General features: G+C 70.3%; 15 protein-coding genes. 8 read left to right on the top strand and 7 right to left on the bottom strand.

Features of this window, described 5'->3' with window-relative positions:
* Positions 1-27: 27 nt before the first annotated feature.
* Genes tal through pgl form a run of 5 tightly spaced genes read left to right on the top strand, consistent with a single transcriptional unit; the run spans position 28 to position 6,302 of the window.
* Positions 28-1,137: a transaldolase gene (gene tal, locus ABD235_RS07650; protein ID WP_344171410.1), complete on the top strand. Its 1,110-nt coding sequence runs from the start codon at positions 28-30 to the stop codon at positions 1,135-1,137.
* A complete protein-coding gene (locus tag ABD235_RS07645) occupies positions 1,134-2,765 on the top strand; it encodes a glucose-6-phosphate isomerase (protein ID WP_344171408.1) in 1,632 nt (543 codons plus the stop codon). Before tal ends, ABD235_RS07645 begins: the two co-directional genes overlap by 4 nt.
* A complete protein-coding gene (gene zwf, locus ABD235_RS07640; protein WP_344171406.1) occupies positions 2,762-4,312 on the top strand; it encodes a glucose-6-phosphate dehydrogenase in 1,551 nt (516 codons plus the stop codon). Before ABD235_RS07645 ends, zwf begins: the two co-directional genes overlap by 4 nt.
* Positions 4,309-5,556: a glucose-6-phosphate dehydrogenase assembly protein OpcA gene (locus ABD235_RS07635; protein WP_344171404.1), complete on the top strand. Its 1,248-nt coding sequence runs from the start codon at positions 4,309-4,311 to the stop codon at positions 5,554-5,556. The genes zwf and ABD235_RS07635 overlap by 4 nt, the downstream gene beginning before the upstream one ends.
* Positions 5,553-6,302, top strand: a complete 750-nt coding sequence (gene pgl, locus ABD235_RS07630; protein ID WP_344171402.1) for a 6-phosphogluconolactonase — start codon at positions 5,553-5,555, stop codon at positions 6,300-6,302. The genes ABD235_RS07635 and pgl overlap by 4 nt, the downstream gene beginning before the upstream one ends.
* 55 nt (positions 6,303-6,357) lie before the next feature.
* Here pgl and ABD235_RS07625 read toward each other — a convergent pair whose 3' ends face one another.
* The gene (locus ABD235_RS07625) at positions 6,358-7,566 is read right to left on the bottom strand and encodes a CopD family protein (protein WP_344171400.1); all 1,209 of its coding nucleotides are present in this window, start codon (positions 7,564-7,566) and stop codon (positions 6,358-6,360) included.
* 134 nt (positions 7,567-7,700) lie between these two features.
* Here ABD235_RS07625 and ABD235_RS07620 point away from each other — a divergent pair, with 134 nt between their 5' ends.
* Entirely contained in the window at positions 7,701-8,516 is an 816-nt protein-coding gene (locus ABD235_RS07620) for an isocitrate lyase/PEP mutase family protein (RefSeq protein WP_344171398.1), read from the top strand.
* An 85-nt stretch (positions 8,517-8,601) separates the two neighbouring features.
* Here ABD235_RS07620 and ABD235_RS07615 read toward each other — a convergent pair whose 3' ends face one another.
* From ABD235_RS07615 to whiA, 6 genes are all read right to left on the bottom strand, one after another.
* Positions 8,602-8,961, bottom strand: coding sequence for an RNA polymerase-binding protein RbpA (locus ABD235_RS07615; RefSeq protein WP_344171396.1), 360 nt, complete (start codon positions 8,959-8,961; stop codon positions 8,602-8,604).
* A gap of 11 nt (positions 8,962-8,972) precedes the next feature.
* Positions 8,973-9,206, bottom strand: coding sequence for a preprotein translocase subunit SecG (secG, locus tag ABD235_RS07610; RefSeq protein WP_077013974.1), 234 nt, complete (start codon positions 9,204-9,206; stop codon positions 8,973-8,975).
* Positions 9,203-10,012 (bottom strand): triose-phosphate isomerase, encoded by an 810-nt coding sequence (tpiA, locus tag ABD235_RS07605; RefSeq protein ID WP_344171391.1) that lies wholly within the window; start codon positions 10,010-10,012, stop codon positions 9,203-9,205. Before tpiA ends, secG begins: the two co-directional genes overlap by 4 nt.
* A 7-nt stretch (positions 10,013-10,019) precedes the next feature.
* Positions 10,020-11,222 carry a phosphoglycerate kinase gene (locus ABD235_RS07600; protein ID WP_344171389.1) on the bottom strand — a complete coding sequence of 401 codons (1,203 nt, stop codon included), beginning with the start codon at positions 11,220-11,222 and terminating at the stop codon, positions 10,020-10,022.
* Positions 11,223-11,305: 83 nt separating this feature from the next.
* Entirely contained in the window at positions 11,306-12,310 is a 1,005-nt protein-coding gene (gene gap / locus ABD235_RS07595; protein ID WP_344171387.1) for a type I glyceraldehyde-3-phosphate dehydrogenase, read from the bottom strand.
* Positions 12,311-12,611: 301 nt separating this feature from the next.
* The gene (whiA, locus tag ABD235_RS07590; RefSeq protein ID WP_344171385.1) at positions 12,612-13,595 is read right to left on the bottom strand and encodes a DNA-binding protein WhiA; all 984 of its coding nucleotides are present in this window, start codon (positions 13,593-13,595) and stop codon (positions 12,612-12,614) included.
* A gap of 180 nt (positions 13,596-13,775) precedes the next feature.
* On the opposite strand from whiA, the gene ABD235_RS07585 reads away from it, so the two are divergent.
* Positions 13,776-14,333 carry a SigE family RNA polymerase sigma factor gene (locus ABD235_RS07585; protein ID WP_344171383.1) on the top strand — a complete coding sequence of 186 codons (558 nt, stop codon included), beginning with the start codon at positions 13,776-13,778 and terminating at the stop codon, positions 14,331-14,333.
* Positions 14,330-15,160 (top strand): hypothetical protein, encoded by an 831-nt coding sequence (locus tag ABD235_RS07580; protein ID WP_344171382.1) that lies wholly within the window; start codon positions 14,330-14,332, stop codon positions 15,158-15,160. Before ABD235_RS07585 ends, ABD235_RS07580 begins: the two co-directional genes overlap by 4 nt.
* The last annotated feature ends 58 nt before the right edge of the window (positions 15,161-15,218 follow it).

The following is a 15,218-nucleotide window of genomic DNA, read 5'->3' as shown; positions in this document are numbered from 1 at the left end:
AACCAAGAACATCGGAGGCTTCGGACAATGAACGACCGTTTGAAAGACCTCGCCGACGCCGGCGTCTCGATCTGGCTCGACGATCTCTCCCGTCAGCGACTGACCAGCGGCAGCCTGGCCACCCTGATCCACGACCAGCACGTCAGCGGGGTGACCACCAACCCGACGATCTTCGCCAAGGCGATCTCGGACAAGAACGCCTACGCCGAGCAGGTCGAGCGGCTGGCCGCCGAGGGCGTGTCGACCGACCAGGCGATCCGGGTGATCACCACCGACGACGTCCGGAACGCGGCCGACCTCTTCAAGCCCGTGTACGACGACACCGACGGTGTCGACGGCCGGGTCTCGATCGAGGTCGAGCCCGGGCTGGCCCGCGACACCGCCAAGACGATCGCCCAGGCCAAGGAGCTGTGGGAGACCGTCGGCCGCGAGAACGTCTTCGTGAAGATCCCGGCCACCAAGGAAGGCATCCCGGCGATCGCCGAGACGCTGGCCGCCGGGATCAGCGTGAACGTGACGCTGATCTTCTCCCTGGAGCGGTACAAGGCCGTCGCCGACGCGTTCCTGACCGGCCTGGAGAAGGCGCTCGACAACGGGCACGACGTGACCAAGCTGGCCAGCGTCGCCTCGTTCTTCGTCAGCCGGGTCGACACCGAGGTGGACAAGCGCCTCGACGCCATCGGCACCGACGAGGCGAAGGCCCTGAAGGGCAAGGCCGCGATCGCCAACGCGCGGCTCGCCTTCGAGGCGTACGAGGAGATCTTCGCCTCGGACCGCTGGCGCGAGATCGAGACCGCCGGCGCCAAGCCGCAGCGTCCGCTGTGGGCCTCGACCGGCGTCAAGGACCCGGCGTACAAGAGCACCATGTACGTCGAGGAGCTGGTCGTCCAGGGCGTGGTCAACACGATGCCTCAGGCAACGATCGACGCGGTGGCCGCCGAGGGCGAGATCACCGGCGACACGGTGCACGGCACCTACGACGCGTCCCGCCAGGTGATCGCGGACCTGGAGAAGCTCGGCATCTCCTACGACGAGGTCGTCCAGGTGCTCGAGGACGAGGGCGTCAGCAAGTTCGACGCCTCCTGGTCGGAGCTGCAGGACACCGTCACCGCGGCGCTGAAGGCGGCGGCCAAGTGAGCGAGAAGACCACCGCGACCGCGTACGGCGAGGGCTGGCAGGCCGTCGTCGACCGGCTGGTCAGCGAGAAGATCGCTTCCCGGATCGCCGCGAAGGACTCCACGGTCTGGGGTCCGGAGGCCGAGTCCGAGTCCGCGATCCGGCTCAGCTGGGTCGACCTGTACGACTCGTCCCGGCCGTTGCTGGCCGAGATCGAGGCGCTGCAGGCCGACCTGCGGGCCGAGGGCCTGGACCGGATCGTCCTGGCCGGCATGGGCGGCTCGTCGCTCGCGCCCGAGGTGATCACCCGGACGGCCGGCGTCGACCTGGTCGTGCTCGACTCGACCAACCCGAGCGTGATCGCCCGGGCCCTGGCCGGCGACCTGCAGCGCACGGTGCTGGTCGTCTCCAGCAAGTCCGGCGGCACGGTCGAGACCGACAGCCAGCGCCGGGCCTTCGTCAAGGCGTTCACCGACGCCGGCATCGACGCCGCCTCGCGGATCGTCGTCGTCACCGACCCGGGCTCGCCGTTCGAGAAGCTCGCGGCCGACGAGGGTTACCGCAAGACCTTCCTGGCCGACCCGCACGTCGGCGGCCGCTACAGCGCGCTGACCGCCTTCGGCCTGGTGCCGTCGGCCCTGGCCGGCGCCGACGTCGCGGAACTGCTGGACCAGGCCGCCGAGGCGGCCCCGGCCCTGCAGGCCGACAGCCCGGACAACCCCGCACTCGTGCTGGCCGCCGTACTGGCCGGCAGCCCGGGCCGGGACAAGGCGATCATCGCCGCCGGTGGCTCGTCGATCGTCGGCTTCCCGGACTGGGCCGAGCAGCTGATCGCCGAGAGCACCGGGAAGAACGGCACCGGCGTCCTGCCGGTCGCCGTCCAGAGCCTGAAGGCGCCCGAGCTGCACAGCGGCGCGGGCGACCTGGTGCACGCGCTGCTCGCGGCGGACACCAGCTCGGCCTCGGTCGCGTCCGGTACGCCGACCGTCGTCACGACCGGCTCCCTCGGCGCGCAGATGCTGCTCTGGGAGACCGCGACCGCCGCGGCCGGGTACCTGCTGGGGATCAACCCGTTCGACCAGCCGGACGTGGAGAGCGCCAAGAAGGCCGCACGCGGTCTGCTCGACGCGCAGCCCGAGCCGGAGCCGGCCGCGTTCACCGACGGTGCCGTGGAGGTTCGCGGGACCGACGGTCTGCTCGACGGTGTCGACACCGCCAAGGGCGCGCTCGACGCGCTGCTCGGCCAGCTCGCCGACGACGGGTACCTGGCCGTCATGGCCTACCTCGACTCCGAGCGCGACGAGAACCTGATGGCGATCCGGCCCGCGCTCGCGGAGAAGACCGGCCGCCCGGTGACCTTCGGCTGGGGCCCGCGGTTCCTGCACTCGACCGGCCAGTACCACAAGGGCGGCCACCCGCAGGGCGTGTTCCTGCAGATCACCACCTCGGAGTCCACCGACGTGGAGATCCCGGACCGGCCGTTCAGCTTCGGCACGCTGATCTCGGCGCAGGCCGCGGGTGACGCCGGCGTCCTGGCCGAGCGCGGCCGGCCGGTGCTGCGGCTGCACCTGACCGACCCGCAGGCCGGCGTACAGCAGCTCATCTCCCTACTCGACGCACACGACAAGTCGGAGGCAAGCGGCAAATGACCGCTGAACTCGAAGAAGAGCCGACCGGCCCGGTGAACCCCCTGCGGGATCCCCAGGACCGGCGGCTCCCCCGGATCGCCGGGCCTTCCAGCCTGGTGATCTTCGGTGTCACGGGCGACCTGGCCCGCAAGAAGCTGATGCCGGCCATCTACGACCTGGCCAACCGCGGGCTGCTGCCCCCGGGCTTCGCCCTGGTCGGGTTCGCGCGGCGTGACTTCACCAACCAGGACTTCGCGCAGATCGTGCACGACTCCGTCAAGGAGCACGCGCGGACGCCGTTCCGCGAGGAGGTCTGGCAGCAGCTGGCCGAGGGGTTCCGGTTCGTCCCGGGCGACCTCACCGACGACGAGGCGTTCAAGCGGCTGCGGGAGACCGTGGACGAGCTGGACGTCAACCGCGGTACCGGCGGCAACCACGCGTTCTACCTGTCGATCCCGCCGGGCCTGTTCCCGCAGGTGGTGGAGAAGCTCAAGCAGCACGGCCTCGCCGACGAGACCCCCGGGTCCTGGCGGCGGGTCGTGATCGAGAAGCCGTTCGGCCACGACCTGCAGAGCGCCCGTGAGCTCAACCACGTGGTCGAGTCGGTCTTCCCGCCCGAGGCGGTCTTCCGGATCGACCACTACCTGGGCAAGGAGACCGTCCAGAACATGCTGGCGCTGCGGTTCGCCAACGCCATGTTCGAGCCGGTCTGGAACAGCCACTACGTCGACCACGTGCAGATCACGATGGCCGAGGACATCGGCATCGGCGGCCGGGCCGGGTACTACGACGGCATCGGCGCGGCCCGCGACGTGATCCAAAACCACCTGCTCCAGCTGCTCGCGCTGGTCGCGATGGAGGAGCCGGTCAGCTTCGACGCCTGGTCGCTGCGGCAGGAGAAGAAGAAGGTGCTCGCGGCGGTCAAGCTGCCCGAACGCCTCGACCTGCACACCGCCCGAGGCCAGTACGCCGCCGGCTGGGCTGGTGGCACCAAGGTCAAGGGCTACCTGCAGGAGGACGGTATCCCGAAGTCCTCCGCGACCGAGACCTTCGCGGCGATGCGCGTCGACGTGGACACTCGCCGCTGGGCCGGCGTCCCGTTCTACCTGCGCACCGGCAAGCGGCTGGGCCGCCGGGTGACCGAGGTCGCGGTGATGTTCAAGCGCGCCCCGCACCTGCCGTTCACGGCGACCGAGACCGAGGAGCTGGGGCAGAACGCCCTGGTGATGCGGATCCAGCCGGACGAGGGCATCACGATGCGCTTCGGCGCGAAGGTGCCGGGCACGATGATGGAGATCCGCGACGTGAACATGGACTTCGCCTACGGCGGGTCGTTCACCGAGTCCTCCCCGGAGGCCTACGAGCGGCTGATCCTCGACGTGCTGCTCGGTGACCCGCCGCTGTTCCCGCAGCACACCGAGGTCGAGCTGGGCTGGAAGATCCTCGACCCGGTGATCAACTTCTGGGCCGAGCACGGTCAGCCGGAGCAGTACGACTCCGGTGGCTGGGGCCCCGACTCCGCCCACGAGATGCTCGCCCGCGACGGACGCGCCTGGAGGCGGCCATGATCATCGACCTGACCGGTACGACGTCGAGCGAGATCGCGTCGGCGCTGCTGCGGGCTCGCCGCAACGCGGGCTCGCCGGCCATGGGCATGGTTGGCACCATCGTGGTGGTCGTCGACGAGGCGTCCCACCACGACGCGATGAAGGCCGCGAACGAGGCCGGCCGCGAGCACCCGTCCCGGGTCCTGGTGGCGATCCTGCGCCCGGGCCGCGGCGAGGGCGGGCTGGACGCGGAGGTCCGCGTCGGCGAGGGCGTTCCGGGCGAGGCGGTGCTGCTGCGGCTGCACGGCGAGCTCGCGAAGGTGCCCGAGTCGGTCGTCACCCCGCTGCTGCTGCCGGACTCCCCCGTCATCGTCTGGTGGCCGGGCGGTGGGCCGAAGGTGCCCGCCACCGACCCGCTGGGCAAGCTCGGCCGGCGCCGGGTCACCGACGCCGCGGCGACGCGACGGGCCTCGGTGGACTTCACCGCCCGCGCCGAGGGCTACCGGCCGGGCGACACCGACTTCGCGTGGGCACGGCTGACGCCGTGGCGCGCGCTGATGGCGGCCGCCCTGGACCAGTACCCGGCGCACGTCACGGGCGCGGAGGTCGTGTCGGCGAAGGGCAACCCGAGCGCCGACCTGATGGCCGCGTGGCTGCAGTGCAAGCTCGGTGTCGCCGTGGAGCAGAAGACGTCGCGCGGGCCGGGCCTGACCGCCGTACGGATGTTCACGCCGGCTGGTCCGATCGAGCTGAGCCGGCCCGACGGGTCGATCGCGACGTTCAGCGTTCCCGGTCAGCCTGACCGGCCGGTGGCGTTGAAGCGTCGTACGCCGTCCGAGCTGCTGAGCGAGGAGCTGCGACGGCTCGACCCCGACGACGTGTACGCGCAGACCCTGGCGTGCATGGTCGAGCGGGAGAAGATGCCGGCCGAGGCGAAGAAGGTCAGCGCGATCGACCGGCGTTCGGCACAGTCCGCGGCGGAGAAGGCCGCGGTCCGGACGTCCGGCGTGGACGGCAAGGCGGCCTCGTCGGCGCTGGAGGCTCACGCGGCCGACGCGCAGAAGGACGCGCCGTCGAAGGCAGCGGTGAAGAAGACCGCCGCCGCCAAGAAGACCGCTGCGGCCAAGAAGACGAGTGCAGCAGCGAAGTCGGCGCGGAAGAAGACCGCCGCACCGGCCGCGAAGAAGACCGCGGCCAAGCAGGCGACCACCAAGAAGGCCGCGGCCAAGAAGTCCACCGGCAAGCGGGTGGCCGGTCGCTCATGAGTGCAGACGGCAACGCGGGAGGAACGGCCTCCCGCGAGCAGGGGTCGAACGTGCTGGTCGCGCCGGATGCTGACGCGCTGGCGGCCGCGGTGGCCGCTCGGTTCGTCACGCGGCTGATCGACGCGCAGAGCGGCGGCCGGGTGGCGCACGTCGTACTGACCGGTGGTCGGGTGGCGTCCGCGGTCTACCGGGCGGTGGCCGAGTCCCCCGCCCGGACGGCGATCGACTGGGGTCGTGTCGAGTTCTGGTGGGGCGACGAGCGCTTCCTGCCCGAGGGCGACGCCGAGCGCAACGCCACTCAGGCCTGGGACGCGTTGCTGTCCAAGGTCGACGTGGACCGCGCCAAGGTCCACGAGATGGCCGCGGACACCGGCCAGGGCGCGGAAGCGGCTGCTGCGGCGTACGCGGAGGAGCTGAAGGCCGTTCCGGCGTTCGATCTCCTGATGCTCGGCGTCGGACCGGACGGGCACGTGGCTTCGCTGTTCCCCGGCTTCCCGCAGCTGGCGGTCGACGACACGTCGGCCGTGGCCGTGCACGACTCCCCCAAGCCCCCGCCGACGCGCGTCTCATTGACGTTCCCGGCGCTGGCCAAGGCGGCGGAGGTCTGGTTCGTGGTGGCCGGCGAGGACAAGGCGGACGCCGTACAGACCGCGCTGGCGGGCGGCGACGTCCCGGCCTCGACCCCGAAGGGCACCGAGCGGACCTTGTGGCTGCTCGACAACGCTGCTGCCTCGAAGATCCACTGAAGCACCGACCGACAGCGACGCCGACCAGGAGACTCTGGTCGGCGTCGTCTGCTGTCTAGCTGCCGACCTCGGCCGGCTCGGCGTCGGTTTCGCGGGGAACAGCCCGGCCTTCGGCGCGGGCCTCGATCGCCTTCTGGATCTGGTAGCGAGCCACGAACGAGACCACCAGCGCGACGAACAGCAGCACCATCGCCAGCGCGACGCCGCCGGTCGGCGGCGGGTCCGCCTCGAGTCCGACCTCCTCACGCGACGAGCCGTTCAGGAACGGCATCACCGCCAGTACGCCGAGGCCGAGCACCGACTCGATCAGCACCACCTTGGGGAAGTGCCCGAGCACCAGGTGGAACAGGCCGCGCCGATCACCGGCCGCCCGCACCCGGGCGATCTTCGGCAGCAGGACGGTCTCGTTGAACGCGCCGAGCCCGAGGATCGAGAACACCAGCAGCACCTTCAGCAGCAGGTACTTGCCGTACGTCGTGGACAGGATGTCGCCGACCGACACCGACCCGACCGCCATCCACGCCTCGAGCAGGCCCGACACCAGCAGCAGCGTCACGCAGACCTGCGCCATGATGCTGAACCGCTGCCACACCGACGCCCAGATCAGGCCGCCGCTGTCCCGACCCAGCTGCTTGCGGCTGAGCGCCAGTCCCGACAGCACCAGCAGCGAGCCGATCCAGAAGCCTCCGGCGTACGGGTGGATCGTGGTGACCAGATGCGTGGCGAAGTACGCCGCCTCGAGGTCGGCGGGACGGCTCGGAACCATCAGGAACACCGCGGCGACCATGAGCACGACCACGCCGATCCCGGCGATCTTGTCGACGTGCCGTCGTACCGGCCGCAGGAACAGGCTCATCAGCAGCAGTGCGCCGAGGCTGTAGATCAGCGCCTGCAGACCGGCTGTGACGCCGGAGAACCACCACGCGTTCTTGGGGGCCGCGGTCTGCAGGTACTCCCAGATCGCCGCGGGCTGCAGGCCCTCGGAGAAGTCCATGCCCTTGGTCGCCCGGGTGACCTTGCCGGCGAACTGCGGGTACGTCGCGAGCAGCAGCGCGGTCCCGGCGACGGCCAGCAGCACGGCCGACCGGTTTCTCAGCACGCGCCGGTCGGACTCGCTGTCGGTCCGGTCGAGCACCGGCCGCAGGACGAAGCTGTGGAACAGGACGCTGCCGCCGGCCAGACCGGTACTGAGGAAGTAACAGGACTTGGTCAGGATCCGCCAAAGCTGGGGGTAGGCGTACGCCGCCTCGACCACGATCGCCACGAGGGCCTCCTTCGGTACTGCACAGGTGAGGTACCGAAAGTTACAAGCAGAGCCGTCTTGTAGCCACTATTACATCCATACTGTGGACACCTGCTTCGGCAGAGGCCGAACCGATGGTGCGGGAAGATCGTGGAATGACTGAGTTCGCTGAACTGCACAAGGCGTCCTTCGTGATGCCGAACGCATGGGACGCCGGGAGCGCGATCGTGCTGGCCGAGGCCGGCTTCGCGGCCCTGGCGACCACGAGCGCGGGCATCGCGTTCTCGCTCGGCGCGGGCGACCACACGCTGCCCGACGGCGCGCCGTCGGTGCCGGTCGACGTGATGTTCGAGCGGATCCAGCAGATCACCGACGCGGTCGGCGTCCCGGTGAACGGCGATCTGGAGGACGGGTACGGCGCACCGCCGGAGGCCGTCGCCAAGACGATCCGGCAGGCCCGGGACGCCGGTCTGGCCGGCGGCAACATCGAGGACTACGACGGCCGCGCGCTGTACGCCGAGGAGCTGTCGGTCGAGCGCATCGTCGCCGCGCGGGAGGCGGCCGGGCCGGACTTCGTGCTGACGGCTCGCACGGACGGCCAACTGCTCGAGGAGCCCACTCCCCTGGCGGACTCGATCCGCCGGGCGAACCTCTTCCGCGAGGCGGGCGCGGACTGCCTGTACGTGCCAGGCGTCAACGACCTGGATCAGCTCCGCACGCTGGTGCGGGAGATCGACGGGCCGCTGAACGTGGTGATGGGACTGGGCAGCTCGGCACTGACGGTGGCCGACGTGACCGCCGCAGGAGTGACCCGGATCAGTCTCGGCGGGAGCATCGCGCGGGCGGCGCTGGGCTTCGTACGCCGAGCCGCCGAGGAACTGCGGACCCACGGCACGATGAGCTTCGCCGAGGACCAGATCCCGCAGGGAGAACTGAACCAGCTCTTCGCCAGGTACGCCGCACGGCGCTGAGCAGGCGTGCGGACCGGTGGATTCCGGCGGCAACGCGAACACCCGGGCGGTCCGGTGAGGACTGCCCGGGTGTTCGACGGACCGGCTAGAAGATGATCTCGCCCTTGGACCGGCGGGCGCGCAGACGCTCCAGGGCCTCTTCGAGGATCTGGGCGGCCTCCTGCTCGCTGCGCCGTTCCTTCACGTACGCCAGGTGCGTCTTGTACGGCTCGATCTTCGGGGGCGGGGGCGGGTTGTTCACGTCGGTGCTGGTCGGCAGACCGCACCGCGGACAGTCCCACGCCTCCGGGATGGCCGCCTCGACCGCGAACACCGTCGCGGTCTCGTGACCGTTGGCGCAGAAGAACACGATGCGCTGCCGGGGCGCGGACTCGCCGCGCTCCGCCTCGCCCATCGGGCCCGCTCCGACCCTGCTGCCACGAATCGCACCACCACTGCCAGCCACGGCTACGCCTCTCAGCCGAGCTTGTACAGCAGGCCGAGAGCGACGATGGCCGCGAACCAGATCAGACCGACACCGATCGTGATCCGGTCGAGGTTCCGCTCGGCGACCGACGAGCCGCCCAGGCTGGACGACACCCCACCACCGAACAGGTCGGAAAGGCCACCACCGCGGCCTTTGTGCAGCAGCACGAGCAGCGTCAGGATCAGGCTGCAGATGACGACAACGATCTGAAAAGCGAGAATCACGAGGAGTAGCCTAACTGAAGGTCCAGGTAACGGCAGATACCGGCGAACTCGTCCACCTTGAGGCTCGCACCCCCGACCAGGCAGCCGTCGATGTCCGGCTGGGCCATGATGCCACCTGCGCTGCTCATCTTCACCGACCCCCCGTACAGAATCCGCACCGAGTCGGCCACGGCGGGTGAGAAGGCGCTCTCCAGCCGCGACCGGATCTCCCCGCAGACCTCCTGCGCGTCTTCGGGGGTGGCCACCTCGCCGGTGCCGATCGCCCAGACCGGCTCGTAGGCGATGACGAGCTTGCGCACCTCGTCGGCCTTCAGCCCGTCGAGCGCGCCGTCGATCTGCTCGACGCAGTGCGCGACGTGACCGTCGGCCTTGCGGATCTCCAACCCCTCGCCGACGCAGACGATCGGGGTCAGCCCGGCGGCCAGCGCCTTGCGCGTCTTGGCGTTGACGAGCGCGTCGTCCTCGCCGTGGTACTGGCGGCGCTCGGAGTGCCCGGCCAGCACGTAGGTGCAGCCCAGCTTGGTCAGCATCGCGGCCGAGATCTCGCCGGTGTAGGCGCCCTCGTCGTGCTGCGACACGTCCTGCGCGCCGTACACGATCTTCATCCGGTCACCGTCGACGAGCGTCTGCACGCTGCGGATGTCGGTGAACGGCGGCAGCACCGCCACCTCGACCCGCTCGAAGTCGTGCTTCTTGTCCTGCAGCGTCCAGCTCAGCTTCTGCAGCAGGTGCACGGCCTCGACGTGGTTGACGTTCATCTTCCAGTTGCCCGCCATCAACGGCGTACGGGCAGCGTTGTCAGCCATATCGGTGTCAGTCCTCTTCCAGTACGGCCAGACCCGGGAGCTCCTTGCCCTCCAGGTATTCCAGTGACGCGCCACCTCCGGTGGAGATGTGCCCGAACTGGTCGTCGGCGAAGCCCAGCTGCCGTACGGCGGCGGCCGAGTCGCCACCTCCGACGACACTGAGTCCGTCCACCTCGGTCAACGCGCTCGCCACGGCCTTGGTTCCACCGGCGAACGCCTCCATCTCGAAGACACCCATCGGGCCGTTCCAGAACACCGTCTTCGCCCCGGCGACCTCGGCGGCGAACGCCTTGCCGGAGTCCGGGCCGATGTCCAGGCCGAGCTGGTCGGCCGGGATCGCGTCGGCGGCGACCACGGTCGCGGGCGCGTCGGCCTTGAACTCGGGCGCGACCACGATGTCGGTCGGCAGCACGATCTCGACGCCCTTGCTCTTCGCGGTCTCCAGGTAGCCCTTGACCGTGTCGAGCTGGTCCTCCTCGAGCAGGCTCTTGCCGACCTCGTGGCCCTGGGCCTTGAGGAAGGTGAACACCATGCCGCCACCGATCAGCAGCTTGTCGGCCTTGCCCAGCAGGTTGTCGATCACCGCGAGCTTGTCCGACACCTTCGCGCCGCCGAGGACGACGACGTACGGGCGGGCCGGGTCCTCGGTGAGCTTCTTCAGCACCTCGACCTCGGCCAGCACCAGACCGCCGGCCGCGTGCGGCAGCTTGCGGGCCACGTCGTACACGCTGGCCTGCTTGCGGTGCACGACACCGAAGCCGTCGCTGACGAACACGTCGGCCAGACCGGCCAGCTCGTCGGCGAGCGCGCCACGCTCGGCCTCGTCCTTGCTCTCCTCGCGCGGGTCGTACCGCACGTTCTCGAGCAGCAGGACCTCGCCCTCGTCCAGCTCCTGGACGGCTTCCTGGGCGCTCTCGCCGGTCACGTCGGTGGCGAAGTGCACCTTCACGCCCTCGGGCTGCAGCAGCTCACCGAGCCGCTTGGCCACCGGGGCGAGGGTGAACTCGGGGTTCGGCGTGCCCTTCGGGCGGCCCAGGTGCGCGGTGACGATCACCTTGGCGCCGGCCTTGGCCAGCTTCAGCAGCGTCGGCACCGAGGCGCGGATGCGGCCGTCGTCGCCGATCTGGTCGCCCTTGATCGGCACGTTCAGGTCGGAGCGGACCAGCACCCGCAGGCCGGCCACGTCCCCGAGGTCATCGATGGTCTTCACAGTTCAGCTGTCCTCTGAAGCAGGCTTGCGCCCGGGAGGAAGCACCAGGGCTTCTCCGGACGCAAGCTGTGGGTGGTGGAACGTCAGAGCGAGGCGCCGACGTAGTTGACCAGGTCGACGAGGCGGTTGGAGTAGCCCCACTCGTTGTCGTACCAGCCGACGACCTTGACCTGGTTGCCGAGCACCTTGGTGAGGCCGGCGTCGAAGATGCAGGAGGCCGGGTCGGTGACGATGTCGGTGGAGACGATCTCGTCCTCGGTGTAGCGCAGGTAGCCCTTGAGCGGGCCCTCGGCGGCGGCCTTGACGGCGGCGTTGACCTCTTCGGCGGTGGTCTCCCGGCCGACGTTCACGGTCAGGTCGGTGGCCGAGCCGGTCGGGACCGGGACGCGCAGCGCGTAGCCGTCCAGCTTGCCCTTGAGCTCCGGCATGACCAGGCCGATCGCCTTGGCGGCACCGGTCGACGTCGGGACGACGTTCAGCGCGGCGGCGCGGGCGCGACGCAGGTCCTTGTGCGGACCGTCCTGCAGGTTCTGGTCCTGGGTGTAGGCGTGGATCGTGGTCATCAGGCCCTGCTGGATCTCGAACGCGTCGTGGATGGCCTTGGCCATCGGGGCGAGGCAGTTCGTGGTGCAGGAGGCGTTGGAGATGACGGTGTGCTTGTCGGCGTCGTACAGCTCGTGGTTGACGCCCATCACCACGGTCAGGTCCTCGTTCTTCGCCGGGGCGGAGATGATGACCTTCTTGGCGCCGTTGTCGGCGTGGGTCTTGGCCTTGGTGGCGTCGGTGAAGAAGCCGGTCGACTCGATCACGATGTCGGCGCCGACGTCGGACCACTTCAGGTTGGCGGGGTCGCGCTCGGCGAACGCCTTGAAGGTGTGGCCGGCGGCGGTGATGTCGTCGTCGGTCGCGGTGACGTCGCCCGGGAAGCGGCCCAGGATCGAGTCGTACTTCAGCAGGTGGGCCAGGGTCTGGTTGTCGGTCAAGTCGTTGACGGCGACGACCTCGATGTCGGCACCGGACGCCTGCACGGCGCGGAAGAAGTTACGGCCGATGCGGCCGAAGCCGTTGATACCTACGCGTACGGTCACGGGACTACGTCTCCTTGAACTAGCTGTCGAGCACTGCCGCTACAGCCGAAACACTAGCCCAACAGCCCACTTGATCCACTGGTAGCGTCCACATGAGACCACCCCGGCACGGGATGGACCACCGGACCAGACCACCCCACGCACGACGGCCCCGGGGTTCTCCCCGGGGGCCGCCACGTGAATACCACTGGTCCTGCTGGTGAATCCGCTCAGCGCTCGACAGCGGGCGTCGACGGGCGGGTCAACGCCCGGGAGGTTCGTGCGCGGGGCGCCGTCACCGGCGGCCGCAGAACAGGAACGATCAGGCCGGGTCGAGCATCTCCGGGGTCAGGTTGGCCTCGGTGTTGGGGATGCCGAGGTCGGAGGCGCGCTTGTCGGCCATCGCCAGCAGTCGGCGGATCCGGCCGGCCACCGCGTCCTTGGTGAGCGCCGGCTCGTGCAGCTGGCCCAGCTCCTCCAGGCTCGCCTGCTTGTGCTCCAGCCGCAGCTTGCCCGCGATCTGCAGGTGATCCGGTACGTCGTTGCCGAGGATCTCCAGCGCCCGCTCCACCCGCGCTCCGGCCGCGACGGCCGCGCGGGCCGAGCGGCGCAGGTTCGCGTCGTCGAAGTTGGCCAGCCGGTTCGCCGTCGCGCGGACCTCGCGGCGCATCCGGCGTTCCTCCCAGGCCAGGACCGACTCGTGCGCACCGAGTCGGGTCAGCAGCGCGCCGATCGCGTCGCCGTCGCGGATCACCACGCGGTCGACGTTGCGCACCTCACGTGCCTTCGAGCCGATCCCGAGCCGCCGCGCCGCACCGACCAGCGCGAGCGCCGCCTCGGGCCCCGGGCAGGTCACCTCGAGCGACGAGGAGCGCCCGGGCTCGGTCAGCGAGCCGTGCGCCAGGAACGCGCCGCGCCAGGCCGCCACGGCGTCGCAGGACGCCCCGGAGACAACGGCGGGCGGCAGGCCCCGGACGGGACGGCCGCGGTTGTCCACCAGGCCGGTCTGCCGGGCCAGCGCGTCGCCGTCGCGAACCACGCGCACGACGTACTTGGTCTGCTTGCGGATCCCGGACGGGGAGATCACCACCACCTCGGACGGGTGGCCGAAGATCTCGGCGATGTCCTTGCGCAGCCGGCGGGCGGCCCGGGCGCTGTCCAGCTCGGCCTCCACGACGATCCGGCCGGACACGAGGTGCAGCCCACCCGCGAAGCGCAGGACCGAGGAGACCTCGGCCTTGCGGCAGCAGGGTTTGGTGACCTGGATGCTGGTCAGCTCGGACTTCACCTGTGCTGTCATCGCCATGAACGAAATCCTCCCACTGCTGTCAAAGACCCTCGCCCGATATCCGGACCAGCCCCGCCGCCTGCGGTCCCAGGGTCCAACTCCCCCAACGCAGCCAGTGTTACGCGTCTTCCCAACCTTCGTGGCAACCTTTTGGGGTCCGGCTGTCGTTCCTCTTCCGACAGCCACGGGAGGAGCACGATGCGACGACGCAGTGAGGCGGACTTCACGGAGTTCGCCGAAGCGGCCCTGCGCCGCCTGCGCCGTACGGCGTACCTGATGTGCGGTGACTGGCACCGCGCCGAGGATGCGGCCCAGGACGCCCTGGTCCGGATCTACCGCGCGTGGGACCGGTTGGACCACGAGGCCGGGTTGACCACCTACGCCCACCGCGCGGTGGTGTCGGTGGTGCTCGACCAGGCCAAGCGGCCCTGGCGCCGCGAGTTCTCCGACGACGCGGTGCCGGACCAGTTGCTGGCCGACCACTCCGGCGCCGTCGACGAGCGGCTCGCGGTGGTCCAGGCGCTGACCGGGCTGCCGGCCCGGCAGCGGGCCTGCGTGGTCCTGCGGCACTACGCCGATCTCAGCATCGAGGAGACCGCACAGGCGCTGGGGATCAGCACCGGCGCGGTCAAGAGCCAGACCTCCCGTGGTCTCTCCGCTCTGCGCGAGCAGCTCAACCGACCGGCGCCCGATCAGGCCGACCAGGCCGACGCCACGGCTGTCCCGGTCACCACCAACGAAGGGGTTCTGTCATGAGCAGCGACATCGAGGACCTGCTGGTCGACGCGGCCGACGACTCGGCCGAGCCGATGCGGCACACCGTCGACGACGTCGTACGGCGGGGCCGCCGGAGCCAGCGACTGCGTCGGCTCGGCGCCGTGGCCGGCAGCGCCCTGGCCGTCGCCGGGGTCGCCACCGCGATCTCGGTCTGGCCGAGCCAGGGCGACGACGCCCCGGTGGCCGGACTCGGCCTGCCGGGCACCACGGTCGCCGTGGACGCGAAGACCGGCGAGGTGAACACGGGCAAGGTCGCGCTGACCGATGCCGAGGTCCTGGCCCGCTGCGCGCCCGGCGACGCCCAGTACCGGCAGAGCGCGGCGAAGAACGGCGGCGGCTCCGAGGCGATCAGCAGCTGGAAGGTCGCGGTCGCCCAGGGCTCCGGCACCTGGTTCCAGGCCGTCCTGGTCTCGCCGGACCGCCAGCGGTACGCCTACTGCCTCGACAACGCCGGCACCAGCGGTCCCAAGGACGACTACCTGCGTCAGTCGGTGACCGCCGACAAGCCGTACGTCGTCTGGGCGGACGCCAACGGGTCCAAGGGCGTCGTCCCGGCGGGCGTCGCGAAGGTCGACTTCAAGACCGACGACGGCGCGGTGACGCCGGCCGTGGTGAAGGACGGCTTCTTCGTCTGGTCCTCCCCCAAGGCCACCGCCGGCAACCCGATGGCACCGGTCTGGGCGATCTTCTCCGACGCCCAGGGCCGCGAGATCGCCCGCTTCAACGCCAACCCGTTCCAGAACGACCAGGTCGGCGTGCCCGGCAGCAAGCAGGTCGAGCGCACGCCGATCTTCGCCAAGCGCTGAACTGGTCTCTCCCAACGGCTGACCCCGGTCGGCCCCGATCTGAGGGGGTCGGGGCCGA

Source organism: Kribbella lupini (genome assembly GCF_039529595.1).
Lineage (GTDB): Bacteria > Actinomycetota > Actinomycetes > Propionibacteriales > Kribbellaceae > Kribbella > Kribbella lupini.
This window is presented reverse-complemented; position numbering and strand designations above follow the sequence as displayed.